This window comes from Arthrobacter sp. MDT2-3 (genome assembly GCF_059090465.1).
This window is the reverse complement of record NZ_JBNHFS010000001.1, coordinates 686131-710762: the sequence shown is the minus strand read 5'-3', so window position 1 is coordinate 710762 and position 24632 is coordinate 686131. Positions and strand designations below refer to the sequence as shown.

The 24632-nt window shown below is 66.1% G+C and carries 27 protein-coding genes and 1 pseudogene; 10 read left to right on the top strand and 18 right to left on the bottom strand.

Annotated features, from left to right (window positions below):
• Position 1: 1 nt before the first annotated feature.
• The 4 genes from AC5RUQ_RS03290 to serS form a co-directional block, all read right to left on the bottom strand.
• Complete coding sequence (locus tag AC5RUQ_RS03290; protein ID WP_493945970.1) at positions 2-586, bottom strand: histidine phosphatase family protein; 585 nt, start codon at positions 584-586, stop codon at positions 2-4.
• Between the two features lie 96 nt (positions 587-682).
• Positions 683-1066 (bottom strand): hypothetical protein, encoded by a 384-nt coding sequence (locus tag AC5RUQ_RS03285; protein ID WP_493945969.1) that lies wholly within the window; start codon positions 1064-1066, stop codon positions 683-685.
• Positions 1067-1081: 15 nt separating this feature from the next.
• Positions 1082-1942: an HAD family hydrolase gene (locus AC5RUQ_RS03280; protein ID WP_493945968.1), complete on the bottom strand. Its 861-nt coding sequence runs from the start codon at positions 1940-1942 to the stop codon at positions 1082-1084.
• 119 nt (positions 1943-2061) lie between these two features.
• Positions 2062-3342: a serine--tRNA ligase gene (serS, locus tag AC5RUQ_RS03275; protein ID WP_493945967.1), complete on the bottom strand. Its 1281-nt coding sequence runs from the start codon at positions 3340-3342 to the stop codon at positions 2062-2064.
• Positions 3343-3432: 90 nt separating this feature from the next.
• Here serS and AC5RUQ_RS03270 point away from each other — a divergent pair, with 90 nt between their 5' ends.
• Entirely contained in the window at positions 3433-4497 is a 1065-nt protein-coding gene (locus tag AC5RUQ_RS03270; RefSeq protein WP_493945966.1) for a diacylglycerol/lipid kinase family protein, read from the top strand.
• A gap of 10 nt (positions 4498-4507) precedes the next feature.
• Here the strand turns inward: AC5RUQ_RS03270 and AC5RUQ_RS03265 are convergent, their stop codons facing one another.
• The 3 genes from AC5RUQ_RS03265 to AC5RUQ_RS03255 all read right to left on the bottom strand — a co-directional run bounded on the left by AC5RUQ_RS03265 (position 4508) and on the right by AC5RUQ_RS03255 (position 6184).
• Complete coding sequence (locus AC5RUQ_RS03265; RefSeq protein ID WP_493945965.1) at positions 4508-4714, bottom strand: hypothetical protein; 207 nt, start codon at positions 4712-4714, stop codon at positions 4508-4510.
• 96 nt (positions 4715-4810) lie between these two features.
• Positions 4811-5788, bottom strand: coding sequence for a prephenate dehydratase (gene pheA, locus AC5RUQ_RS03260; protein ID WP_493945964.1), 978 nt, complete (start codon positions 5786-5788; stop codon positions 4811-4813).
• 69 nt (positions 5789-5857) lie between these two features.
• On the bottom strand, positions 5858-6184 hold the full coding sequence (locus tag AC5RUQ_RS03255) for a rhodanese-like domain-containing protein (RefSeq protein ID WP_493945963.1): 327 nt from the start codon (positions 6182-6184) through the stop codon (positions 5858-5860).
• A 110-nt stretch (positions 6185-6294) separates the two neighbouring features.
• Here AC5RUQ_RS03255 and AC5RUQ_RS03250 point away from each other — a divergent pair, with 110 nt between their 5' ends.
• The 5 genes from AC5RUQ_RS03250 (at position 6295) to AC5RUQ_RS03230 (ending at position 9738) form a co-directional block, all read left to right on the top strand.
• A complete protein-coding gene (locus tag AC5RUQ_RS03250) occupies positions 6295-7029 on the top strand; it encodes a Type 1 glutamine amidotransferase-like domain-containing protein (RefSeq protein WP_493945962.1) in 735 nt (244 codons plus the stop codon).
• Positions 7022-8446: an amidase gene (locus AC5RUQ_RS03245; RefSeq protein ID WP_493946388.1), complete on the top strand. Its 1425-nt coding sequence runs from the start codon at positions 7022-7024 to the stop codon at positions 8444-8446. Before AC5RUQ_RS03250 ends, AC5RUQ_RS03245 begins: the two co-directional genes overlap by 8 nt.
• A 77-nt stretch (positions 8447-8523) precedes the next feature.
• Positions 8524-8727, top strand: a complete 204-nt coding sequence (locus AC5RUQ_RS03240) for a hypothetical protein (protein WP_493945961.1) — start codon at positions 8524-8526, stop codon at positions 8725-8727.
• A 147-nt stretch (positions 8728-8874) separates the two neighbouring features.
• Positions 8875-9234 carry a hypothetical protein gene (locus tag AC5RUQ_RS03235; protein ID WP_493945960.1) on the top strand — a complete coding sequence of 120 codons (360 nt, stop codon included), beginning with the start codon at positions 8875-8877 and terminating at the stop codon, positions 9232-9234.
• 81 nt (positions 9235-9315) lie between these two features.
• A complete protein-coding gene (locus AC5RUQ_RS03230) occupies positions 9316-9738 on the top strand; it encodes a lipopolysaccharide assembly protein LapA domain-containing protein (protein WP_493945959.1) in 423 nt (140 codons plus the stop codon).
• Positions 9739-9793: 55 nt separating this feature from the next.
• Here the strand turns inward: AC5RUQ_RS03230 and AC5RUQ_RS03225 are convergent.
• Positions 9794-10564, bottom strand: a pseudogene (locus AC5RUQ_RS03225) (carboxyl transferase domain-containing protein); the annotation flags it as partial.
• A 208-nt stretch (positions 10565-10772) separates the two neighbouring features.
• Between AC5RUQ_RS03225 and AC5RUQ_RS03220 the strand changes: the two are divergent.
• Positions 10773-12221, top strand: a complete 1449-nt coding sequence (locus AC5RUQ_RS03220; RefSeq protein WP_493945958.1) for a purine-cytosine permease family protein — start codon at positions 10773-10775, stop codon at positions 12219-12221.
• A gap of 76 nt (positions 12222-12297) precedes the next feature.
• Here the strand turns inward: AC5RUQ_RS03220 and AC5RUQ_RS03215 are convergent, their stop codons facing one another.
• Entirely contained in the window at positions 12298-12885 is a 588-nt protein-coding gene (locus AC5RUQ_RS03215; RefSeq protein ID WP_493945957.1) for a DUF4190 domain-containing protein, read from the bottom strand.
• 58 nt (positions 12886-12943) lie between these two features.
• Positions 12944-13540: a LysE/ArgO family amino acid transporter gene (locus tag AC5RUQ_RS03210; protein WP_493945956.1), complete on the bottom strand. Its 597-nt coding sequence runs from the start codon at positions 13538-13540 to the stop codon at positions 12944-12946.
• A gap of 70 nt (positions 13541-13610) precedes the next feature.
• Here AC5RUQ_RS03210 and AC5RUQ_RS03205 point away from each other — a divergent pair, with 70 nt between their 5' ends.
• The gene (locus tag AC5RUQ_RS03205) at positions 13611-14570 is read left to right on the top strand and encodes a LysR family transcriptional regulator ArgP (protein WP_493945955.1); all 960 of its coding nucleotides are present in this window, start codon (positions 13611-13613) and stop codon (positions 14568-14570) included.
• Here AC5RUQ_RS03205 and AC5RUQ_RS03200 read toward each other — a convergent pair.
• Entirely contained in the window at positions 14530-15456 is a 927-nt protein-coding gene (locus AC5RUQ_RS03200) for an NERD domain-containing protein (protein ID WP_493945954.1), read from the bottom strand. The genes AC5RUQ_RS03205 and AC5RUQ_RS03200 overlap by 41 nt on opposite strands.
• A 245-nt stretch (positions 15457-15701) precedes the next feature.
• Between AC5RUQ_RS03200 and pgm the strand changes: the two genes are divergently transcribed.
• Positions 15702-17366 carry a phosphoglucomutase (alpha-D-glucose-1,6-bisphosphate-dependent) gene (pgm, locus tag AC5RUQ_RS03195; protein ID WP_493945953.1) on the top strand — a complete coding sequence of 555 codons (1665 nt, stop codon included), beginning with the start codon at positions 15702-15704 and terminating at the stop codon, positions 17364-17366.
• On the opposite strand, the gene AC5RUQ_RS03190 is transcribed toward pgm, so the two are convergent.
• Positions 17363-17854 carry a 2'-5' RNA ligase family protein gene (locus AC5RUQ_RS03190; protein WP_493945952.1) on the bottom strand — a complete coding sequence of 164 codons (492 nt, stop codon included), beginning with the start codon at positions 17852-17854 and terminating at the stop codon, positions 17363-17365. The two genes, pgm and AC5RUQ_RS03190, sit on opposite strands and share 4 nt — an antisense overlap.
• A gap of 153 nt (positions 17855-18007) precedes the next feature.
• Complete coding sequence (locus AC5RUQ_RS03185) at positions 18008-18613, bottom strand: malonic semialdehyde reductase (RefSeq protein WP_493945951.1); 606 nt, start codon at positions 18611-18613, stop codon at positions 18008-18010.
• A 194-nt stretch (positions 18614-18807) separates the two neighbouring features.
• On the opposite strand from AC5RUQ_RS03185, the gene AC5RUQ_RS03180 reads away from it, so the two are divergent.
• Positions 18808-20160 carry a uracil-xanthine permease family protein gene (locus AC5RUQ_RS03180; RefSeq protein ID WP_493945950.1) on the top strand — a complete coding sequence of 451 codons (1353 nt, stop codon included), beginning with the start codon at positions 18808-18810 and terminating at the stop codon, positions 20158-20160.
• Positions 20161-20169: 9 nt separating this feature from the next.
• On the opposite strand, the gene AC5RUQ_RS03175 is transcribed toward AC5RUQ_RS03180, so the two are convergent.
• From AC5RUQ_RS03175 to AC5RUQ_RS03155, 5 genes are all read right to left on the bottom strand, one after another.
• Positions 20170-21141, bottom strand: a complete 972-nt coding sequence (locus tag AC5RUQ_RS03175) for an SGNH/GDSL hydrolase family protein (RefSeq protein ID WP_493945949.1) — start codon at positions 21139-21141, stop codon at positions 20170-20172.
• On the bottom strand, positions 21138-21998 hold the full coding sequence (locus tag AC5RUQ_RS03170; protein ID WP_493945948.1) for a GAF domain-containing protein: 861 nt from the start codon (positions 21996-21998) through the stop codon (positions 21138-21140). The genes AC5RUQ_RS03175 and AC5RUQ_RS03170 overlap by 4 nt, the downstream gene beginning before the upstream one ends.
• Positions 21999-22100: 102 nt before the next feature.
• Positions 22101-23000: a glycosyltransferase family 2 protein gene (locus AC5RUQ_RS03165; protein WP_493945947.1), complete on the bottom strand. Its 900-nt coding sequence runs from the start codon at positions 22998-23000 to the stop codon at positions 22101-22103.
• Positions 23001-23180: 180 nt separating this feature from the next.
• Complete coding sequence (locus tag AC5RUQ_RS03160; RefSeq protein ID WP_493945946.1) at positions 23181-23552, bottom strand: hypothetical protein; 372 nt, start codon at positions 23550-23552, stop codon at positions 23181-23183.
• Between the two features lie 51 nt (positions 23553-23603).
• Positions 23604-24503: an SDR family oxidoreductase gene (locus tag AC5RUQ_RS03155; protein ID WP_163161211.1), complete on the bottom strand. Its 900-nt coding sequence runs from the start codon at positions 24501-24503 to the stop codon at positions 23604-23606.
• Positions 24504-24632: the final 129 nt, after the last annotated feature.

The window sequence follows — 24632 nt, the reverse complement described above, 5'->3', positions numbered from 1 at the left end:
ATCACCGCTGGGTGGCGGCCATCACGGGCTCGCCGTTGAAGTATTCGAGCTGCCATCCGTCAATTGCGTGGTGGTGCGCAAGGTTCAGGACGGCATTGTCGATGCTCTTCAAAGTGCTCCCCACCGCCCGGCTGAGGCTCACGCGGAGCAGCGTCCCGTGGGCGACAACGAGTAGCCGGCGTCCGCGGAACTCCTCAGCCAAAGCCTCCAGGACGTTTAGTCCCCGGTCTGCTGCCTCGTCCTCGCTTTCGGCGCCGCGGAAGCCCCCGGGGATCCGCAGAGCGTCGAGTTCCGGACCGGCCTGCATGCCCTCAGCGGGCCCGAAGCTGCGCTCAATGAGTTCCGGCACGCGGCGGACCTCAGTGAGCCCGAGCCCGGCGGCGATCAGGTCTGCGGTTTCAGCAGCGCGGCTGAGCGGCGAAGACACAATCGCGTCCCATTCGTAAGCGGACAAAACGGCCACCGCGTCACGCGCCTGTGCCCGGCCGACGTCGTTCAAGGGAATATCCGTGGAACCCTGCAGCCGGCGTTCGGCGTTCCAGTCAGTCTGGCCATGGCGGATGAGGGCGAACGTCGTAAGGGTCATGCCTTCTATTCTGCCCGACGGCCGGCCAACACCCGGACGCCGGCTGGCGTCCGGCGCTGTAGCCGCCATTCAGCAGCGGTTCACCTCGGGCGGGGATCAGTTGACCGCAAGAACCAGGTAAGCGGCGGCAAGGACCAGCGCCACGGGCGTCATCACGGCACGCTCTGGCTTGCTCCGCGATATGGCGTTCACCAGCACCCCGAGCGCGAAATAGCCTGCCAGCACCCAGGTGGCGACCGACGTGACAGCGCCGTCCGCCAGCAACGGCACCAAACCGGCTTTGGCAAGGGCGATGTATCCGAAGGCCCCGTACAGGACGATGGACACGGCGCTGCCCACCCGAAGCCCGGTGGGCAGGACTTTGTGCTGCCCACCCCAGGCGAACCGGCCCAGCGGAGCACCGCCCGCCAGTGCGGCCTGGAGCACGGCCAGGCCGGCCAAAACGGCGCATGCGGCCCAGGCCGCCAGCTGAACCAGCACCTAAAGTGCCGGCAGCTAGAGGAGGCTGCGCAGCACGTGGGCGGCGCCGTCGTCGAACACGGAGTGGGTGACCTCGTCAGCGGCCATAATCACTTCCTCCGGAGCCTGGCCCATGGCCACGCCCCGTCCGGCCCAGCTGAGCATCTCGATGTCGTTGCGGCCGTCTCCGACAGCCACGGTAAGGTGCGGTTCGATGCCGAGGCGGCTCCGCAGGTTTTCCAGGGCGCTGGCCTTGGTCACACCAGCAGCGGCAATGTCCAGCCAAGCTGTCCAGCCCACGGAGTAGGTAACGCCGGCAAGGCCAACGTGCTCGATCGCTTCGTTGAACTCTTCCGGTGTGTTTTCCGTGCTGAACACCACTACGCGCACTGCGGTGGCCTCGAGCATGGTGTGGAAGTCCACGCCGACGGCCTCAACGCCGAAGCTTGCGTCCTGGAAGCGTTCGGTGGATAGGAAGTTTCCGTCCTCATCTTCCAGCGCGTATTTGGCAGATGGAAGCCGCTCGCGGAGCGCACGAAGGGCAGGAGCAGGATCAAAAGTGGCCTTATGGATGACCTCGTAGCCTTTTTCCAGCTCCGGGTGCAGCCGCAGGGTCACGCCGCCGTTGCAGCACACCGCGTAACCGCGCTCGATCCCGATGTTCTCAATGATGGGCAGCATGGCGTTGAGTGAGCGGCCGGTGGCAATCATGACCTCGTGCCCGGCGGCTACTACCGCCTGCGCCGCTTCGCGGACCGCCGGGGACATGTGCCCGTCGTGGTCCACCAGGGTGCCGTCCACGTCCAGGGCGACCATGAACTTCTGGTTTACGGTGTCGTTTTCGTTCTCTCGCCGGTCATCGTTGCCGGCGACTGAGGTTTCAGTCAGCGTTGTCATCCAACAAGTAGACCAGACGCTCCCCCACCCCGCTAGGACGCGCGCCACAGATTTATTGAACTGTTGGTTAACGTCCGAAGCATCCCGCCGGGGTGGATATTCACTCCGGCGGGAAACTTTTAGAGGACCGGGAGGACCTCAAGGCCGCCCAGGTACTTCTGCAGTGCCTTCGGAACGTTGACCGAGCCGTCGGCATTCTGGTGGTGCTCCAAGAGAGCCACGATCCAGCGGGTGGTGGCCAGGGTGCCGTTCAGGGTGGCCACCGCCCGGGTGCCCTTGGCAACACCGGCCTCGTTCATCACGCGCTCACGGATGTTCAGCCGGCGTGCCTGGAAGGTGGTGCAGTTGGACGTCGAGGTCAGCTCACGGTACGCGCCCTGGGTGGGGACCCACGCTTCACAGTCGTACTTCCGCGCAGCAGACGTGCCAAGGTCGCCGGCCGCGGTGTCGATCACGCGGTACGGCAGCTCGCACTTGGCCAGCATCTCCTCTTCCCAGGCCAGCAGCCGCTGATGCTCGGCGGCGGCTTCTTCAATGGTGGTGTAGATGAACATCTCCACCTTGTTGAACTGGTGCACGCGGATGATGCCCCGCGTGTCCTTGCCGTGCGAACCGGCTTCGCGGCGGTAGCAGGAGCTCTGCCCGGCGTACCGGATGGGGCCCTTGGAGAAGTCGAGGATTTCGTCCGCGTGGTATCCGGCCAGGGCCACCTCGGAGGTGCCCACCAGGTACAGGTCGTCTTCGGCGAGACGGTAGATCTCGGCGTCGTGCTTTACATCGAAGCCGGTGCCCTGCATGGTCTCCGGACGCACAAGGGTGGGCGTGATCATCGGGATAAAGCCGGCCTCGATGGCTTGGTCCATCGCCATCTGCAGCAGGGCCATCTCCAGCCGGGCGCCCACGCCGCGGAGGAAGTAGAAGCGGGCGCCGGACACCTTGGCGCCGCGCTCCATATCGATGGCGCCGATCAGTTCACCGATTTCCAGGTGGTCCTTCGGCTCGAAGTCCGGGAATTCGCGGGGTGTCCCGACGGTCTTGACCACCACGTAGTCGTCCTCGCCGCCCTCGGGAACGCCGTCCTCGATGAGGTTGGGAATGGTGCGCAGCAGCTCTTCCTGCTTCAGTTGCGCCGCGTCTGCCTCAGCGGAGGCGGCCTTGACCGAGTTGGCCAGTTCCTTCACCTCGGCCAGCAGCGCCTTCTTCTCGTCGCCCTTGGCCTGGGCCACCTTTTTGCCAAAGACGTTCTGCTCGGCGCGGAGGTTCTCGAAGCGGATCAGCGCCGCCCGGCGTGCAGAGTCCGCGGAGATGATCGCGTCCACCACTGATTCGTCCGCGCCGCGGGCGCGCTGGCTGGCTCGGAACTTGTCCGGGTTTTCGCTGAGGTCTTTTACGTCGATCACCACACAAGGGTATCCAATCCGAGGGAGTACGACGGCGGCCGCAGGCGTCCAGGACCGGCGCACCGCCCGCCGGGATACTGTTGGGGGACCATGAGCGACCTGATTCTCTACGTGCTGATTGCGGTGGCGCTTGCCTTTGCCATCTCCAGCTGGTGGGGAGTGCGCAGGCTCAAGGCGCTGCATGTGCGCAGCGCCGTGGGCGGGGACGCCCACAAACCGGGGCTCACTGATCAGCGCGTGGTGGTGATCCTCAACCCGATCAAGGCCCGCTCCGACGAAGCCAAAGCCACTATCCAGCGCGCCTGCCTGACGGCCGGTTGGGATGAGCCGGTGTTTTACGAAACGACGGCGGAGGATCCGGGCTTCTCCCAGGTGCAGGCGGCGTTGGAGCACAAGCCCGACGTCGTCGTGGTGGGCGGCGGCGACGGCACCGTCCGGGTGGTGGCTGAGTCCCTCGCCCGCACCGGCGTCGCGATGGGCATCATCCCGCTGGGCACCGGGAACCTCCTGGCCCGCAACGTGGATCTGGACGTCAACGACCTCCACGGCAGCGTGCAAACCGCACTTTTCGGCCACCAGCGGTACATCGACACGGCCCGGATGGGGATTGAAAACTCCCGGACAGGCCATTCGTCCGAGCACGCATTCCTGGTGATCGCGGGAATCGGCATGGACGCCGAAGTCCTGGCCGACACCAACGCCGGCCTCAAAAAAACGTTCGGTTGGCTCGCCTACACGGAGGCCGGCATGCGCCACCTGCCCGGCCGTCGCAAGAGGATCTCAATCTCGCTGGACGGCAGCCCGGACCAGGTCCGGAACATCCGCAGCATCCTTTTTGCCAACTGCGGGCTGGTTCCCGGCGGCATCGACTTCATTCCGCAGGCCATGATCGACGACGGCATGCTGGACGTGGTGGTGATGAGCCCGCGGAGTGCCATCGGCTGGCTGCTGATGTACGTAAAAATCATGTTCAAGCACAGCGGCAAACTGCCCATCATGACCGTTTACAGGTCAGGCAGGGTCGTCATCAAGTGCCCCGAGCCGATGCCCACCCAGCTCGACGGTGACACGGCAGGCGAAGCCACCAAGGTCACTGTGCAGGTAGAGCCGCGTTCGTTACTGATCAGGGTTAAAGGGCAGGGCTTGCTGGTCTGAAGCTGGAGGATCAGGCGTGGGCTTCCTTGCGCGCCTCGGCGGCTGCCTTGGCGGCGGCGCGGGCCTCGGACTGCTCACGGATCATGGCCTGTTCCTCTTCGAAGCGCAGGCGGTCCGCCCGGTCGGCCTCGTCGCCGTCCCAGTCCTGGTTGTCGGCGGTGGGGCGGGGATTAACGATCATCCCCTGGCCGTCGTTGTCAGAGCTGTTGGTAGTCATGACCCGCTCCCTTCGTTAGGGGCCATCCCCCAATTGTGGATCAAGTAAGCATACGCATTGTCCACAGCCCGCGGAAGTGGTAGAAAAGGCAATCACCTACGCTGTGGGCGAAGCGGCGGAACCGATTTCCGGACGACTGGTTTGCGGCTGCAGCCCTTCCACCCAAGCCCGCGCTGCTTCGAATGCGCCATCGGAAGTATGCGGCGCCACCACTGTCTCCTGGTGGTCAGCCCGCGGGTAGGAGCCCAGGAAACGCGTGGCCGGGCTGATGCGGTGGAGCCCCGCCAGGGCGTCCGCGACACGCGCGTCACCGATGTGGCCGTCGGCGTCGATGCTGAAGAAATAATGCCCTAAGTACTGCCCGGTGGGCCGGGATTCGATCCTGCTGAGGTTCACTCCCCGGCTGGCGAACTGGTCCAGGATCTCCATCAGGGCACCTGGACGGTCTTCCGGCAGGGGCACCACCACTGTGGTTTTGTCCGCTCCGGTGCGTTCGGGCAGGATGCCCGGGCGGCTGACCAGGATGAAGCGGGTCACGGCGCCCGGGTTGTCTCCTATGTCCTCGGCGAGCGCGGTAAGTCCCGGCTGTTCCCGGGCCACCAGCGGGGCACAGATCGCGGCGTCATAATGGGATTCCTCCTCCAGCAGCCCCATGGCAGCGGCAGCGGTGGATGAGCCCGGCACGTATTCAGCACCGGGAAGGTGGGTGTCCATCCAGAGCCGGCACTGTGCCCAGGCATGGCCGTGGGTGGACACCCGCTTGATGTCCTGCAGCCGCACGCCGGGGCGGGCCACCAGCACAAAACTGATGGGCACCAGGACTTCCCGGATGATCCGCAGTTCCTGGCCGGTGGCGATGGCGTCCAAGGTGGCCGTGACGCCGCCTTCCACTGAATTCTCGATGGGCACCATCGCAGCGTCGGCCGCTCCGCCGCGCACCTTGTCCAATGCAACGTTGACGTTCGACGCCGGGATGCGGGCGGCCTTGCCGGCGCCCGGTACCTTCAGCAGGGCAGCCTCAGTGAAGGTACCTTCGGGCCCGAGGAAGGCGTAGGTGGCAAAGGGCGCAGGCATAGGTATTCCTTCGAAGGCATGGGAGCACCCGGGGCAGGGCGCGCGGAACGCGGAAGCGAACCGGAGGTGCTAGAGCACCAGCGGCTTCAGCCCGTTGTCTGACACCAGCGGCTTACCGGCTTCCAGCCACTGGTCCATGCCGCCGGAGACATTTATTGCGGTGTAACCCTGGCCGGTGAGCCACTGTGCAGCGCGGAAGGACCGGCCGCCGGTCCGGCAAATGACATACAGGTCCTGGTCCGGATCGAGGTCGTCCAGCCGCGAGGGCAACTGGTCCAGGGGAATGTGAAGGGCCCCGTCGGCATGCCCTGCCACCCACTCGTAATCCTCACGCACGTCCAGGATGGCGGCGTCGGCAGGGATGTCGTTGACGGGGACGGAATCAAAATCGCTCATGGAAAGTCCTGTCTGGCTGATCGGGTTCAGCGTTAAGCCTAGCCCCCACAGGCCCTCCCCCGCCCGGAAGAACTGCACGTTAGGCTACTCGGAAGACCCTAGGAGGACCCTTGCCTGCAGAGCAGCCCACCGTTCTGGCAACCTCGGGCGGCTTCAAGCCCGGCAGCCGCACCCGACTCGAATTTGACCGGTTGCTGCACTACGCAGTCGAACTCTCCGGCGTCAGCGGCCGGGCACCAAAGGTGACGCACATCGGCACGGCCGCCGGTGACCAACGCGCCTTCAACGCCGAGATGGATGAGGCGTCGCGGCAGGCGGGATTCGACTTCAGCCACCTGAACCTTTTCACCATGCCCAACCACGCCGATCCCGAGGCGCACCTGCTGGACCAGGACGTGGTCTGGGTGAACGGCGGTTCCGTCGTGAACCTGCTGGCCGTGTGGCGGGCCCACGGCCTGGAACACATGCTGCATAAGGCATGGCAAAGCGGCGTGGTTTTGGCAGGCGTTTCTGCCGGGTCCATCTGCTGGTTCCAGGGCGGCACCACGGATTCCTTCGGCCCTGAACTCCGCGCCGTGACCAACGGGCTGGCGTTCCTGCCATTCGCCAACGGAGTGCACTACGACTCGGAGGAGCGCAGGCGCCCCCTGGTGCACCGGCTGGTGGCTGACGGGACGTTGGGCGAAACACACTGCACGGACGACGGCGTGGGGCTGGTTTACCACGGCACGTCACTGATCGAGGCGGTGGCCGAAGTCCGCGGCAAGGGCGCGTACATCGTGACCCGTTCCCAGGACGGAGAGGGCGCCGATGAGGAATGCCTGGAGCCGCGGTACCTTGGCTGAGCTCCACGACCTTTCCGCGGTCGCCCTCCGGGACAGCCTCCGCAAAGGGGAGGTCTCGTCAGTGGAAGCGGCAGCCCACTTCATGGGCCGGATCGAACGGCACAACCCCTTGCTCGGGGCATTTGTCACTGTGACGGCCGAGCAGGCGATGGACAACGCCCGCGCGGCGGACACGCTCCGAAGCAGCGCTCCTGTTGACGAACTGCCACTCCTGCACGGCATGCCCCTGGCGTTCAAGGACCTCACGGACGTGGCCGGCGTGGTGACCAGCCACGGCAGCGCTGCCTTGGAACACAAGCCGGCAGTCAGTGACGGACCGCTGGTGGCGCACCTCCGGGAAGCGGGCGTGGTCTGCCTGGGCAAGACGCAGGTGCCCGAATTCGGACTGACTGCCTACAGCGAAAACCGCGTGGCGCCGCCGTCGCGCAATCCCCATGCTCCCAGCCGAAGTTCAGGAGGATCATCCGGCGGGAGCGCCGCGGCGGTGGCCGCCAAACTTCTTCCGTTCGCACCTGGCACGGACGGCGGCGGCTCCATCCGCATCCCTGCCGCCGCCTGTGGCCTGGTGGGCCTGAAGCCGGGGCGCGGCCTGGTGCCGGCCGGGGAGAGCCTGGGCGACCCCGCACGGCTGGTGGTGGCCGGTCCCCTTGCCCGGAGCGCGGCCGACGCCGCGCTGATGATGGATGCGCTGGTCCCCTCCCCTGCGGATATCAGGGACGGCGCCTACCTCGCGGCTGTGGGCCAGGAGCCGCCGCGGCTGCGGATCGGCGTCACCCTCGACAGCCCCTGGTCCGGCACCTTCCCTTTTACTCCCGACCAGGAGGCGCTGGACGCGCTCCGTACCGGGCAGGAACTTCTGGAGCACGCGGGCCACTCGCTCAGCGACGCCGCCATCCGCTATGACAACCGCTACCCGGACGCCTTCACCACCGTCTGGACGGCTCCGGTGGGCGCGGCCAGAATCAGCCCCCATCGCGAAGCGCTGCTGGCGCCGCTGACCCGGACCTTCCGGCGCCGTGCCCAACAGCGCAGCGCGGCGAAGCTGAATGAAGCACTGGCCTTGCTGCGGCAGTTCCAGCGGGACACGGTGACGCAGTACGCGCAGTGGGACCTGATCCTGATGCCGGCGCTCGCCCAGACACCGCGCCCGGTGGGATGGTTCACCGGAACAGCCCATGGTGATGACCGCTGGCCGTCTGCGCAGTGGGCAGGAGATGCCGACGGCGACTACCGGAAGCAGTGCGAGTTCGCGCCGTGGTCCTCCATGGTCAACGTGTGCGGGCTGCCCGCCATCACGGTTCCGGTTTCCTGGACCGGCGGAGCTCCCGGCCAGGGGTTGCCCATGGGAATCCAACTGGTGGGGCCAAAGGGCTCGGAGACCCTCCTGCTGCAGGTGGCCCACCAGCTGGGGTTCTAGCGGGACGCTTGCAGGGTGTCGACTCTGCGGCATATCGGGAGGACGATTAAGGGGCAGTCACTACAAGGAGGTCTGCGATGTGCTATTCATCCAGCAAGGACTTCGGGTGGGGCGTCAAGAAGGAAACCCACCGCCAGCCTGAAGCCAAGCAGGAAACCCCGGTGGAAACTCCGGAGCAGGAAGTCAAGGCGCAGGATTACAAGTTCTGGGCCTTCCCCAACTGGCGCAGGACGCCACGGCCCAGCACCCCCTCCGGCGAGCGGAGCAAGGAACGGGTCTGACACAGTGCCGGCCTGACGGAATGCCGGGTCCGACACAGCGCCGAAGTCCTCGGAAGGGCCTCCCCAAGGGGCCCTTCCGTTGCGTGCGGGGATGCTCAGGCGGGGCCTGGTCCGGCGGCGGGGCGCCCGTTGCCGGAGAATGGACGCATGCCCGGTTTCTACGTTCACGAAGCCACCCTCCGGATTGACACCGACGCCGACGCGGCGGCCCCCGGAGCTGCGATCACGGTAGCCCTGTGCGGCAGTTGGGAGCATCCCCCGCCATGCCCGCTCGCCGCCCACCACACTGCCGTCCAGCAGGAGGGACAGTCAGTAAGGCTCCGGACAATCTTCGCAGCCGATCCAAGGCAGGAAGCCGAGGTCCGCCGTCGTATTGACGCGGCGCTTGCCAAAGGATCGCAGGCCCGCCCCGACGGCACCCTGTCCCGCTGGGCTCTTGTGGGGGCCAAAGCCGCTGAACTGACCAGCGCGGAGCACGAGCATGCGCAACGAATTGCCGGCAGTTAGGAGGCGTGGCGTTGTGCCAGCCGAAACCTCCCCGCTAGAGTGGCATCATAAGCATGCTTAGCATCCTGGAAGGGGACGGCAATGAGTGCTGGACAGTACACGCCGGGGACTGACGGGCCACTGGAGCCACACGACGACGGAATGCCGCCGGTTGACCGGACCGGCACGCCGGGGGTACCCGCCGCGCGCCCCGCAGACTCTTCCCCTGCCACCACACCGCCCGCCCCAGCGGGTGCCGGCGAGCCCAAGGTGACCCGGGCGGGCGTTGTGTGGGCCGCAGTTGTGGCCGCCCTCGTGCTCCTGATCCTGTTGATCATCTTCATCCTCCAGAACCAGGACCTGGTGCTGGTCAGGTTCCTGGGCTTCGAAGGAAGCTTGCCACTGGGCATGGCACTGTTTATCGCCAGCGTGACCGGCGGGGTCCTGGTGGCCGCGGCGGGCGGCGCGCGCATCCTTCAGCTGCGTGCCAACGCCCGCCGGGCGCGGGCAACGCAGCGAAGGTAGCCCCCGAGGCTGCATAAAGAGCAGAGCTTCATAACGAGCGGGTAGCCCACAGGGCTCAGAAGTTCCCGACGTTGCGGTACTTTCCCGCCCGCGCTGCCACCAGCTCGGGAACCGAGATCCCGGCAACTGATCCCAGCTCGTATTCGATGGCGAGCGCCAGCCGCCGGCAGAATTCCGGAAGCTCGAGGGAAGCGTCGTCCCGCTCATCCACGATGTGGTCCACCAAGCCGTGGACGTAAAGGGAAGCCACGTTCACGCCCTGAGCCTGGGCCATCGAGGGAGCATGCGAGGTGGTCCGGTGGACGATTGCGCTCGCGCCCTCGGGAGGCAGTGGTGAGAGCCAGCTGTGCTGGGCCGCGATGGTCCTGTCCGCGGGCAGCAGGGCCAGGGCCCCTCCACCGGCCCCCTGGCCCAGCAGCACCGAAACTGAAGGCGCTTCCAGCCCGATGGGCTCGTGCAGCGACCGTGCGATTTCACGGCCAGGGCCAGCAGGAGCCGGGGTCCTTCTCCCCCTGCCCGGCTCCATTCAGCGGCAGCGCGTCGCCCGCACCAAACTTGAGGAGCTGCCGCAAGTCCGGCCGGCGGGGACGCCGGGAAATTCCAATGGACGTCCAGGCATCCACGGAGGCCGGCCGGACAGCCAACGTCTCGGGAGCTTCGGGCCGGGGCCGCGCCGGGCGCAGAGGATGTCCAAAGCCCTGCCCACCAGTTCGGCAAGGTCCGCAGGCTCAACAACGCCGTCGATCAGCCCCTTGTTGAACAGGTTTTCCGCCACCTGCACATTCTCGGGAAATTGTTCGCGGACGTGGAACTGCTCCGATAAGCGGCGCACCCGCTGGGTCCCGGAGGGCAACTCCCCACCAAACGGTCATTTCCCTTCGGAATGCGCGGGGGAATAGCCCATTCGGAGGGGAATTTTGCGCCGACACGCCGGGCTGTCTGGAGTACGGGACAGCCGGACGGTATTTCCTGTTCTTATCGGGCTGCAAACCCAGTGTGATGGAACCTACGTTTTATCACCCAAGGAGTTGGCCATGGCCGCAACAAGCAGTGCCGTAGAGGCACGTTCTATTGAAATGATTCCGCCCGGCGAGCGCCACGGCCACCCGCGGGGGCAGTTCACCCTCTGGTTCGGCGCCAACGCCCAGATCACCGCCATCGTGGATGGCGCACTCGCCGTTGTTTTTGGTGCCGATGCCTTCTGGGCCATAGTCGGACTGCTGGTCGGCAACGTCGTGGGCGGCGCGGTGATGGCCCTGCACTCGGCGCAGGGCCCCAAGCTGGGTCTTCCGCAGATGATTTCCAGCCGGGCGCAGTTCGGCGTCTACGGGGCGGTGATCCCGCTGGTCTTGGTCATCCTGATGTACATCGGTTTTGCCTCCACGGGCACCGTTCTCTCGGGGCAGGCCATCAACCTGATGCTCGGCGTGGAGGCTCCCGCCGTCGGCATCCTGATCTTCGGCGCGGCCACCGCACTGCTGGCCATCCTCGGCTACAAGTACATCCACGCGCTGGGCCGCATCGCCACCGTAGTGGGACTGGCCGGATTCCTGTACCTGACAGTGGCCGTCTTTACGAAGTTCGATGTGACCCAGGTGATGATGGTCAAGGGTTTCGAATGGCCCACATTCCTTACCGCCATCGCCCTTGGCGCAGGCTGGCAGCTCACGTTTGGCCCCTACGTGGCCGACTACTCCCGGTACCTGCCTGCCGACACCCCCGAGCGGAAGACCTTCTGGTACACCTTCGCCGGATCCGTGGGCGGCGCACAGTGGGCCATGACCCTGGGCGCCATCGCCGGCGGCCTTTCCGCTGCCAAGCTCGGGGGCGACTTCCTGAAGAACCAGGTGGGCTACATGGGCGACCTTGCCGGCGGCGGCCTGATCGCCATCTTCATCTACCTGGTGATCGTCACCGGCAAACTCACCGTCAACTGCCTCAACGCCTATGGCGCCTTTATGTGCGGCGTCACCATCAGCACTGCCGTCAACCGCAGGGATTCCGTGTCCAAGACCGTGCGGATCGTCTTTATCGTTGCGGTGATCGCGGCCAGCGTCCTCATCGCGCTCTTTGCCAGCAAGGACTTCCTGAACCTCTTCAAGAACTTTGTCCTGCTGCTGCTGATGGTGTTCACGCCGTGGTCCGTGATCAACCTCGTGGACTACTACAAGATCTCCCGGGACCGGCTGGACATTCCCGCGCTCTACGACCCGGACGGCCGCTACGGCCGCTGGAACGCCGCCGCGCTGGCATCCTATGGAATCGGCGTCGTGGTCCAGATCCCCTTCCTCGCGCAGGCGCTGTACACAGGACCCGTCACCCGCTGGCTGGGCGGCGCCGACATCTCATGGCTGGTGGGGATCGCAGTCACCCTCGCCATCTACTACCCATGGGCGAAGGCCACCAACCGTGCCCCCGCCGAATCAATCTATCCGGCGGCTCCGGCGGAAAAGCTTCCGCTCCCGGCGGGATCCAAAGCCTAAGAAACTGAAGATGCCCTATCACTTTTGTCCCTAAAACCGCGCATTGGGGACCAAAGGTGACAGGGCATCCGAGGGTTTAGAAGGTGTTCGTTGACGTCGTGCTGGCGTAGGCCAGACCGATAATGAGCAGCAGCCAGAACGCGCCATAGCCCAGCAGGCACAAGTAGCCCAGGACCAGGCCGGTGATGGACATGCCTTTGCCGGACGGCTCCCGCTTGAGCGCCATGTGGCCCGTCACGATCGCGGCGACCTGCGGCAGGAGGAGGAAACCCATAATCACCGACGCAATGCCGCACACCATGCTCGCGATACTGAGCGTCTTCGGCTCAGCCGGCCCGCCGTAATACCCGGGCTGCCCGTAGGGGCCAGCGGCTTGGTTGTAGGGACTGGCTTGGCCGTAGGGGCTGGGTTGGGTGTAGGGACCCTGGTTGTACGGGCCTGGCGGCTGACCATACGGGGCACCATGCTGGCCGGGTTCGCCATACTGGTTTTGCCCGTAGCCGCCCTGTCCATGGCTGTCCTGCCCATAGCTACCCTGCCCGTACTGCTGCTGGGTCGGGGGCTCCGCGCCGTAGGGCGCGGCAAACCTGGGCGGTTCAAGACCCGACGGCGGGGCGCCATCAGTGCGTTCGGATTCGTGCCGCTGGGAAGGCTGGTCAGTCAAGGTTTCCCCCTGGAGGTTTTGGTTCCCAGCCTACCGCTGAAGCGCCCTCCGGAAGCGGTCAGTGCACTACAAGCCTGACGGCGAGCACCAGCATCAACACCCCGATGGCCAGGTCCACCCAGCGCCAGGTCCGCGGGCTGCTGAGGACCCCCGCCAGACTCCGCGCCCCATACCCCAGGGCGGAGAACCAGAGCACACTGCCGGTGACGGCACCGCCCGCGAAGACCCACCGGGTTCCGGCGCCCTGCTGGTTGGCAAGGCTGCCCAGCAGCACCACGGTGTCCAGGTACACGTGGGGGTTCAGGAAGGTCAGGGCCGCCGCAGTCCCGACCACCGAGTGCTTCGATCGCGGCGGCTGTTCGGTCAGCGAGGAGGGCTTCAACGCCGCGATGAAGGACCGGGCCGCAAACCAGAGCAGGTATGCAGCCCCGCCCCAGCGCAATATCTCCAAGGCCTCGGGAAAGCGGGTGACCAGGACCCCGATGCCGGCCGTGCCGCCGATGATCAGCAATGCATCACCCGCCATACATACGGCCACCACAGCACCAACGTGTTCCCGCCGGATTCCCTGCCGAAGCACAAAGGCATTCTGCGCCCCGATTGCCACGATCAACGCGAGGCCGGTCAATAGTCCGGTCAGCCCTACAGTCCACATGGTTTGACGTTAGGGGACCGGATATCATGAAGACAAATAAAAGATTCTACTAAGTAATTAGAATATCTTCATGAACTTTGAGCACCTGAGAGCACTGACTGCCGTGGTTGACGAAGGCACCTTCGAGGCCGCGGCGGACGCGCTGCGCATCACCCCCTCAGCCGTGAGCCAGCGGATCAAGGCTCTGGAAGCCTCGGTGGGCCAGGTCCTGGTGCGCCGCCGCGTACCGTGCACTGCGACCGACGCCGGCATGCTCTTGCTGCGCATGGCCCGCCAGGTGCAGGTGCTCGAGCTCGAGGCATCGAACGCCCTGGGCAGTGGCGGGTCATCCCGGACCCACCTGCCGTTGGCCGTCAATGCGGATTCGCTGGCCACCTGGTTCGTCCCGGTCCTGGCAAAGGCCGCCGGCTGGGATGACACCACCATCGACCTCCATGTCGAGGACCAGGGATACAGCAGCCAGCTCCTGCGGGAAGGGGAAGTGATGGGCGCAGTGACCTCTGATCCCGTCCCGGTGAGCGGCTGCCGGGTGGAGCTGCTGGGACACATGCGCTACATCCCGGTGGCCGCCGCCGGACTGCATGGCCGGTTTACTACTCCCGAGGGCCTGGACTGGGCGGTGATGCCCGTGCTGAAGTTCAACGCCAAGGACACCCTTCAGCGTCAGCTGCTTGATGCCAAAGGTATTGACCCGCTTCCGCCCACCCACACCGTTCCGTCCTCAGAAGGATTCCTCGCCGCTGTCAGGGCCGGGCTGGGGTGGGGAATGATCCCCGAACTGCAGCTCACCGATGAGATCGCCGAAGGGTCCCTGGTCCGCCTGGAGGACAGCCACCAGGACGTTGCCCTCTACTGGCAGTCCTGGACGCTGGACTCCGAACGGCTCAACCGTTTTACGGAGACCGTCCGGCAGGCCAGCAGCAAACTGCTGGTTCCTGCCCACTCCAGGGCAGGTACGGAACAGCCGCCGTCATGGGCCGGCCGTGGAGCTAGTACCCCCAGTACGGCAGGATATAAACGGCGAAAATGACGAACGCGGCGAGCAGCGCCAGGCGTCCCGCACCGGATCCGGCGTGCTGGTGGGCCCTGGCGTTCCGGCCCTGCCGCACCCCGGCTGCCTTGAGGTGGCGGCCCGCGGGATTCCGCACAGAGCTCCCGCGCCGGTTTGAGGTGTTCCTGCCCGTCGCGGGCCCGGAGCCACCTTCGGAACGGGAATCCTCAGCCGTTGCCCGTCCAGTCGCACCCTCGGTCGCTGGCCCACGTGGCGGCAAGGCACCCGTTGGCTGGACCACGGTCCCTGGCCGGACGTTCCGGAATGCTGTAATCCCGGCCTCCTGTTCATGTGTGAGCTGCTGGCCGAGGTGCGCGTAGATCCCCACTACGGTCTGCTGGTCCAGCACTTGCGGGAGCGATTCGATGGCACCCACCAGCCGCTGGGCACCCGCTACGGCGACATCGGAGTTTGTCACGCCAAAAAGGTCCGGCTGCGCGGCCATACAGATGAGGGGACGCACCAGCCGGCGGTGCGGCGGGGCCATCACCGAGGCGACTGCGGCGCATTGGGCCAGTGCACCTTCCACGGCCTGGGTCCTGGCGTAGCGGCCCTGCCACAGCACACCTGAGGAGACTTTGACTTCTCCGGTCCAGTTCTTGGCGTCCACCACCACCACGCCGCCCGGCCCCACCAGGACGTGGTCCAGGTTGGCCTTGGGCCTGCCCGGCCAGTGGACGTCGTGCAACACGTACCAGCCGCGCGGCACCAGTTCGCTCAGCTTCTCTGCCACCACGTGCCCGCCGGCGGCACCGGCATCCCAGGCCTTGGTGGAACGTTCGGCCTGGTCGAGCTGGCGCTTGAGCCTGGCAACCCTTTCCGCAGCCAGCCTGGCCTGCTCCGTTGCCCCGTCCCCTGCCCCCATGGCCGCCCTGCTTCCCTTGCCGTAGGACGACGGCGGGAGGCCGCCGTCGCCCTTTGCTTACGGACATTCCGCCCGATTTTTCGAAAGTAACAGGGCGTGCAGGCGGCGGTATATAAGTACTTTGCGGCCCCGGTACTCAGCTCCGCTACTTGGTTGATGACGTTCTTCCGTCACAGGGCGGGACACAGTGGCCGGATTATGGACGGATCGTTTTGGCTGCGGCCCGGGTCTGGCATGCTGGTGCCATGGCTAGCCGCGCGGGTACAGTTGCCCAACCCCAGGACCTTGTTGACATCACTGCGCTTCTCGACGCGTATTACGACATCACGCCGGATCTGGGTGACCCCGGCCAGCGCGTGGCGTTCGGCACCTCCGGGCACCGAGGTTCCAGCCTCAAGGCGTCATTCAACGAGAAGCACATCGTCGCCATCACCCAGGCCATCGTGGAATACCGGGCCGGGCAGGGCATCACAGGCCCGCTGTTCCTGGCGAAGGACACCCACGCCCTGAGTGAGCCGGCGCAGAACTCCGCGCTCGAGGTGTTGGCCGCCAACGGCGTCCAGGTCCTCATCGACGCCCGTCATGGCTACACCCCCACGCCGGCGCTGAGCCACGCCATCCTCACGTACAACAGAAACGCCGGCGCCGGAGCGCCGCAGGCTGACGGCATTGTGGTCACCCCCAGCCACAACCCCCCGGCCGACGGCGGATTCAAGTACAACCCGCCGCATGGCGGCCCGGCCGATTCTGATGCCACGGGCTGGATCGCGAACCGCGCCAACGAACTGCTGGAGAACGGCCTCCGCGGCGTCAAGCGCATCCCGCTGGCCGACGCGCTTGCGGCTGACACCACAGGCAAGTTCGACTTCCTCAGCAGCTACGTGGATGATCTCCCCTCCGTGCTGAACCTGGACGCCATCCGCGACGCCGGCGTCCGGATCGGTGCGGACCCCATGGGCGGCGCCGCGGTGGACTACTGGAGCGAGATCGGTGAGCGCCACCACCTGAACCTCACCGTGGTGAACCCGAGCGTGGATCCGCAGTGGGCCTTTATGACGCTGGACTGGGACGAGAAGATCCGCATGGACTGCTCCTCCCCCGCCGCCATGGCCTCGCTGATCAAGCGGATGTCAGACGCTTCATCGTCCGGCCAGTCGGCCTTCGACATTGCCACCGGCAACGACGCCGACGCGGACCGCCACGGCATCGTCACCTTGGACGGCGGGCTGATGAACCCCAACCACTACCTCGCCGTTGCCATCGACTACCTGTACCGCAACCGCAGCGGCTGGAACCCGGAGTCAGTGGTGGGCAAGACCCTGGTGTCTTCCTCGATCATCGACCGCGTGGCAGAAAGCCTGGGCCGCAAGCTCGTAGAGGTGCCGGTCGGCTTCAAGTGGTTTGTGCCGGGACTGCTCTCCGGTGACGGCGCATTCGGCGGCGAGGAGTCGGCCGGTGCGTCCTTCAACAAAAAGGACGGCAGCGTCTGGACCACGGACAAGGACGGCATCCTGCTGGCCCTGCTGGCCTCGGAGATCACCGCCGTTACGGGCAAGTCCCCGTCCCAGCTCTACAAGGGCCTGACGGACCAGTTCGGCGCGCCCGTTTACGCCCGCATTGATGCAGCAGCCACGCGGGAGCAGAAGTCGGCACTCGGGAAGCTGTCGCCGTCGGACGTGACGGCGACTGAGCTGGCCGGCGAGCCGATCATCGCGAAGCTTACGGAAGCGCCCGGCAACGGTGCCTCCATCGGCGGGCTCAAGGTGGTCACGGAAAATGCCTGGTTCGCCGCCCGCCCGTCCGGCACCGAGGACGTGTACAAGATCTACGCCGAGTCCTTCAAGGGCGAGGATCACCTCAAGCAGGTGCAGGCGGAAGCCAAGGCCCTGGTGGACGGCGTCATCGCCTAGCCGGGCGCTTCGTCCAGGCTCCACAGCCGCAGGACGCGCCGGACGGTGCGGTCACCGTCCGGCGCCATGTCCACCAAGGCGATCCGGTCAAGCACGACGGCGTCGCCCGGGTTCAGGCGCTTGGTGCCGTGGTGTGAGACGTGCGGCCGGTAACCCGACATGGTGTGGGCCGGTGTGAGGATCTTGCCGCCAAGGCTCTCGGCGGCGGTGACCAGCTGCTCATGCAGGGCCTGCAGGTCCGGTTGAGGTTGGATGAGGCTGACGGGCACAGAACCGTTCCGGCCGAAACCGGCGTCCTCCCCCACCGTAAGGGTGGCGCCCAAGGCTGCACCGGCGTACGGCGCGGCGAGGGCTGCCATCTGTTCGGCCGAGCGATCAGTGCCGACGTCGAACCTCACAAGCGTGATGTGCAGGGGCCAGTGCGTCCGCGCGAAAACCAGCCCGTCCGCCACGGGTTCGACGAAGGCAACCAGGATAAGGTTCCGCATCAGCCCAGTCTGCCACCGCACCTCACCGCTCCGCCCCCCTCAGACGCTCTCTCAGATAATGCGCCTTAAACACCAACGCTCTCTCACTTTCCTTAGGGAAGTGAGAGAGCGATGGCCGAAAAGACGCGTTAGGTGAGAGAGCGTCCCGGGGGATTAGACGGTGCGGACAACGTCCTCGTAGGCGAACTTGGGCTTGGCTTCGCCCCAGGCGTCCTCGGCGGGCTGGCCAATGTTGACCACCAAGAAGCTCTTCTGGTCACCCGCGGGGAAGAAAGCAGCGTCGATGGCACCAAAGTCGGCACCGGTCATGGGGCCCGCCGCGAAGCCGAGGGAGCGGACGGCCAGGATGAAGTAGCCGGCCTGCAGGTGGGCGTTGTTGTTGCCTGTGGCGGCAGCCAATTCCGGGTTGGCGTCATACATGGCCTTCGGAGCGTTGTAGCCGGGGAGGAAGTTGTCCCACTGCCCAGCCCAGTCTGTGTCGTAGCTGAGGATGGCAACCAGCGGGGCGGAAGCCGTCTTGGCGCGGTTGCCGGGCATCAGGGCGTCCACCAGCTTGGCGCGGGCCTCGTCCGAGCGGACGTACGTGACGCGCAAGGGCTGGGAGTTGAAGGCTGTGGGGCCAAACTTGGTGAGTTCGTAGATCGCCTGGGCCTGCTCGTCGGTTACCTCTCCGGTGAAGGAGTTGGCTGTGCGGGCCTGGGCGAAAATGGCGTCGACGGCGGCCGAATCGATGACTGCTTCTTCGTGGGCAATGGTCATTGGCTTACCTTTCGCTGCGCCTCCCCGCTGCTGGGGTGGCCTTGTTGCTTTCCATAGTTGCAACTTCAAGTAGCCAGGTCCTCTTCCCGTGACGGCAGGTGACGTTGGGCACAGCTGACCGGTATAAAAGGCGGGCGGTATTCTGGAGCCAGTTGCGATCCTCGCCCCCGGCACCCCCTTGAAAGGCCCCCACCATGAGCATGCTCGGAATCAAATGGAAGCTGCATGGCACCGGCAAGTCCATCAAGCCGGGCCATGTGGTGGCCCCGGACGAGCGACTGGCCTGGCCGTTGACCATCGGCGTGGGCATGCAGCACGTGGTGGCGATGTTCGGCGCCACCTTCCTGGTGCCCATCATCACCGGGATGCCCCCGGCCACCACTTTGTTCTTCTCGGGCATCGGCACGCTGCTGTTCCTGGTGATCACGAAGGGCCGGGTGCCCAGCTACCTCGGCTCAAGCTTCGCCTTCATCGCCCCCATCACGGCCTCGCAGCAGCAGTTCGGCGTGCCCGGTGCCCTGGGTGGGGTGGTCCTGGCCGGCGCGGCGCTGGCCACCGTGGGAGCCATTGTGCAGAAGTTCGGCGCGGGCTGGATCAACCGGCTCATGCCTCCGATCGTCACCGGCGCCATCGTGGCGCTCATCGGCCTGAACCTGGCACCCGCCGCCAAACAGAACTTCGACGCCGCCCCCGTCACCGCCGTCGTCACGCTGGCCACCATCATCCTGGTCAGCGTCCTGTTCCGCGGCATCCTGGGCCGCCTCAGCATCCTCGTGGGCGTGGTGGTGGGCTACCTCGTGGCCATGCTCCGGGGCGAGGTCAGCTACGACAAGATGGAGGCAGCCGCATGGGTGGGTTTGCCGCAGTTCCAGACCCCGGAGTTCCATGTGGGCGTCCTCGGCCTGTTCGTGCCCGTCGTGCTGGTGCTGGTGGCCGAGAACATCGGCCATGTGAAGTCCGTGGCAGCCATGACGGGCCAGAACCTCGACGGCGTCTCCGGGCGTGCGCTCATGGCTGACGGCGCAGCCACCGTCCTGGCCGGCCTCGGCGGGGGTTCCGGAACCACCACCTATGCCGAGAACATCGGCGTTATGGCCGCCACCAAGGTCTATTCGACGGCGGCCTACTGGGTGGCAGGCGTCTTCGCCATCCTGCTGAGCTTCTCCCCAAAGTTCGGGGAGCTCATTGCCACTGTTCCGCCGGGAGTACTGGGCGGCGCCGCCACCATGCTGTACGGCATGATCGGGGTCCTGGGCGTGAAGATCTGGGTGCAGAACAAGGTGAACTTCTCCAACCCGGTAAACCTCACTACTGCCGCCGTTGCCTTGATCATCGGCATCGCGGACTACACATGGACCATCGGCGACCTCACGTTCACCGGCATCGCGCTGGGCTCGGCCGCTGCCCTTGTGATCTACCACGGCATGAAGGCCATCGCGAAGGCCCGGGGCACTGTAGCCGAGCCGGAGATTGAGCAGGCAGGCCTGCCGCCGGCGGCCAAGGCCGCGATGAACTCGGCCGCCAAGCGGGCACCGAAGAAGCGTTAGGCCAACGCGCTAGGCGACTTCCCCGGATTCGTCTACGTCCTCCCGCTCCGCCCCGTCCTCCAGCAATGCCGTGCCCGCGGTCCCGCCACCGATCGCGGTCACCGCAGCGTCCTCCAGGCTGTCCATCGCCAAGGAGGCGGGGTAGCCGGGAGGGAACGGACCAGGGAGGCCGACGCCGAAGACCGGGCCGGCCTGCGGCCTCTTGGCGGCCAGGGACTCAGGCCGGGGCCGGAGCCGCCGCAGGACCCACGGTAACAGGTATTGCCTGGCCCAGATCAGGTCTTCCGCCCTGGCTTGCGTCCAGCCATGGGATGGAACCGGCCGCGGTTGCAGGGCCTTGAGCGAATGCGGTACTCCCAGCGCGTCCAGGGTGGCAATGGCGACGGCCTGGTGCCCCAGCGGCGAAAGGTGAAGCCGGTCCCTGTCCCACATCCGGGCGTCGTGGAGCCCCGGCAGGCACCACAGGTCAACCATCACGGCGTGGTGGCGCAGCCCGATCGTGTGGAGGTGTTCGTTGTAAATGGCCAGCCTTCCCCGGATCTGGCTGAACACCGGTGTGCTTCCCCAGTCCGGTCCGGCGAAAAGCAGGACCGTGGCGCCGGTTTCGGCCAGCAAGCCCACCGCCTGGTCCATTTTCTCGGCCAGCTTGTCGGGATCGCCCCGGTGGAAAAGAACATCGTTTCCGCCGCCGGACATTCCTACCAGGTCCGGTTTGAGGGCCAGGGCGGGCTCCAGCTGCCGGTCCAGGATTTCCTGGAGCACCAGCCCGCGCACGGCAAGATTGGCATAGGCGAAATCACGCTGGCCGGTGCTGAGTTCCTCCGCCGCCCGGTCAGCCCAGCCGCGGAGCCCACCGATGCTGAGGGGCTCGGGGTCACCCACACCTTCCGTGTAGGAGTCGCCGAGGGCTACGAAGCGGTGCCAGGGGTGCCGCGTTGCCGGGGGTACCCCTGGCCACATCTCCTGCTGGTGGGTGGTCATGGCCGCCGTCCTCTCGCCCTTGGGGATGGATCCATTTCCGGTGCCGCGACTGCTTCAAGCGGCTGGTCCAGCTCCGCCGGCGCCACCAGGCGGAAGTCCTCGACGTCTTCGAAGGCCTCCCTCCGCGGCCCGGAAGGATCCCTGCCGGAGACCGGCGCAACGATGGTCAGTGCTGCATCACGCAGACCCAGCTCGTGGTGCGACGCCTCCCTCTGCAGGAACCGCAGGGCGCCCTCGCGCGAGAGTCCGTACTCGTCCATGAGGCTGCGCACCGCCAGGTCCACCAGGACCAGGGAGCTTTGGGCGACGGCGAGGCCCGCCGTCATTTCCGCGCGCTCCGCCACCCGGACTACCACGCGCAGCGCGCGGGCAACCTGCTGAACGTAGCTCCGGATTCGGAGAAGGTCATCACTGGTAAAGGCATGGGGTGAGGACGCGTATAGGTTGATGGCTGCGCTCGTCCCGCCCTCGGCCACGATGGGGACTGACAGGAGCGACTGGACGCCATGGCTTGCGGCCGCGCTGGCGTATCCGGGCCAGCGCCGGTCGCGGCTGACGTCGGACAGCAGCACGAACTCGCCGGTCCGCAAAGCCTCGATGACTGGCCCGTCAGCGAAGGAACACTGTTCCCGGTCCGCTTCGCGTGCTTGCTCCGCACTGGCAGCAATGGTGTGCCCTTTTCCCAGGCGGAAGAGGGTGGCTGCCCAGACGATACCGCGGCCTTCGCCCTTGATGTCCGCCATGAAATCATGGGTAACTTCCCAGAGGTAGGTCTCGACGTCCTTACTGTCGAAAACCGGCTCCGGGGACATGTGAAGCGGTCCCCAGCCAACCTGCCCTGTGGGTTCAGCGGCCATGTTCCCACGCCTTTGTTGAGCGCGTCGGCCTACTGCAAAACCTCGATTTTTAAAGAATACGTCGCCCACCGTGCGGGCGGGAGGGGCAGCGCGTTTGGCTGCCTAGTCTGCGGCTGCGGTATGTCCCGAATACGCCTGTGAATGTGCGCTGAGAACGACGTCGTACGCCTCCACCCGGCGGTCCGTCACGGTGGTGGGGGACTCCAGATGGACGGCTCCGGAGGGCAGGATGCCAGCGGCGCCATACCTTTCCATGACCTGCCATTGGGCCACGACGTCCTCCCCCGCGTGGTCAACGGGAAGGCTGGTCCAGAAGGCAAAGCCGCCTGCGGTGTTCAGGGCTTCCCGCCGGTAGAGCACGCATCCCCCGAGCCAGGCAACGCGGTAGGGCACCCACTCTCCCGGTTCCAGGGAAAGGTCAGCGCTGAGATGGCTGAGGTTGGCGGCGCTATGAAGCGGCCAGCGATCAAAGCCGGGGTCCCCGGGCCGGATGCGCTCCGCCGTCACGGGGCCATCCCAGGCTTCAAAGCCGGCCGTTTGCTCCGGCCGCCTGTCATCGAGGTAGGACAGGCCCTGGGGAGCCATCCCGACAAAACCGCACTCCAGCTCGTCCAGTGCCCGGCTGAGCCGCTCAAGGGCACCCGGTTCCAGCCAGATGTCATCATCAAGGAAAAGGCACTTCTCCGCCGTCGACTGATCCAGCAGGTACTGGCGGTGCTCTGCCAATCCCCGCCGTGGCAGGTGGCGGAGCAGCGTGACCGGGCGGCCTTGGGCTTCGAGGACCCGCACCATCGCCGCGGCTGCAGGATGTTCCCACCCAGGAGTATCAGTAGATTGGTCGCTCACCACCACGCGGAATGCAGGGTCAGCCTGCCCTGCCAGGCCGGCCAGGGTCACGGCCAGTTCTGCCGGGCGGTTGCAGGTGGGAACGAGCACGTCAACTGCCACACTGTCCGGCGCCTCAACACGCCGTGCCCACTGTTCTGATGATCTCCTGCTCACAGCCTTTCCTCCTGGCGCCTGCCTCGGCATTGATAGTGCATGGGGTTCGCTGGTCCTGTACCCAGATCACGGAAATGTATGCCCGGGCACGGCGAAGGCCTCCACCCGCTGCCATCCCGGGGCAGGGGCGGAGGCCTTCAGCGGGTGGGCGCACCGCCCTCGGACGGGCACCCAAGGCGATTACCCGGCGTCGAAGCTTTCGCCGCCGTCGTCGTTGGGTGATTTCTCCTTCGGCAAGTCGTTGCCGCTGCCGTCCGGAATCCCGGCGGCTTCCTGCCCGGGTTCCGAGGACACCGGGGCAGACCCCTGGGAGTCGTCGTTACCTTCATCCAGTTCCGCCTCACCGGAGGGAAGGTCCACGTCGCGCGGCACGGGGTCCTCGCTGGTACCGGACTGCGGCTCGTTCGTGCCTACACTGCCCGTCTCACCTGTACTGCCGGTGTCCGAGCCACCCGCGGAGGCCTGTGCCCCGCCCAGTTCCTGCTCAGCGGTGGGAGTGCCGTATCCGCCCGGGTCCGTTTCCGGCTGGGCGTGCTGGTTTTCCTGCGTCATGGTTCCTCCTGTTGTGCGTTGGATGAAGCTGTGAACTGCGGGGGTGGCTGCTCAGAGCCCCTTACCGCCGGTGACCGGGAGTACGGCCCCCGAAATGTAGGACCCGTCTTCCGAGGCCAGCAGGACGTAGGCCGCGGCAAGCTCGGCCGGCTGGCCCGCCCGTTCCAGCGGTGTGTCCTGGCCGAACTTGGGGAGCTTTTCCGGCCACTCAGTAGCCGGAATCAGCGGGGTCCAGATTGGTCCGGGAGCCACGGCGTTAACGCGGATTCCCTTGGGGCCAAGCTCCTGCGCCAGTGCTTTGGTGAACGCCACTTGGGCCGCCTTGGTCATCGCGTAGTCAATGAGCCCCGGCGAAGGGTTGAAAGCCTGGATGGAAGCCGTGGTGATGATCGAGGCACCGGCCTTCAGGTGGGGCACGGCCGCCCGCGCCGTCCACAGCAGCGAGTACAGGTTGGTCTTGAAGACCCGGTCGAATTCCTCCGTGGGCAGTGACTCCAGGCTCTCGCGGTTCTTCTGGTACGCCGCGTTGAGCACCACCACATCGAGGCGGCCGAACTCGGCCGCCGTTTCGTTGGCGATCCGGGTGCTGAATTCCTCTTCACGGCCGTCACCGGCAAAGAGGAGAACCCGCTGGCCCGCCTTACGGATCCAGTCCGCGGTGTCCTGGGCGTCCTCCTCCTCTTCGGGAAGGTAGGAGATGGCAACATCGGCACCCTCACGGGCGAAGGCGATGGCAGCAGCCTTGCCGATGCCCGAATCCCCGCCCGTAATGAGTGCCGCCTTGCCCTGCAGCTTCCCGTGCCCCTCATAGCTGAGTTCGCCGTGGTCCGGTTTCGGCTCCATGGGCGCCGTCAGGCCGGGCTGCTTCTGCTCCTGCTCCGGGAACGGGCCTGCGTGGTAGCCGCCCCGGGGATCCTTTGGCTGGTCTGTCTGCTTGTCCGTGTCGCTCATAGTCCGCCTACTCACTCTGTCGGTTTCCGAGGGCCCCGCCGTGCACCGGCCCTTCGAAGCTATCCCGGCCGGCGGAGCAAAGTCCACCGTTCCGTGCGAATAATCAGTAAACTTATCAAATGTGGGCGG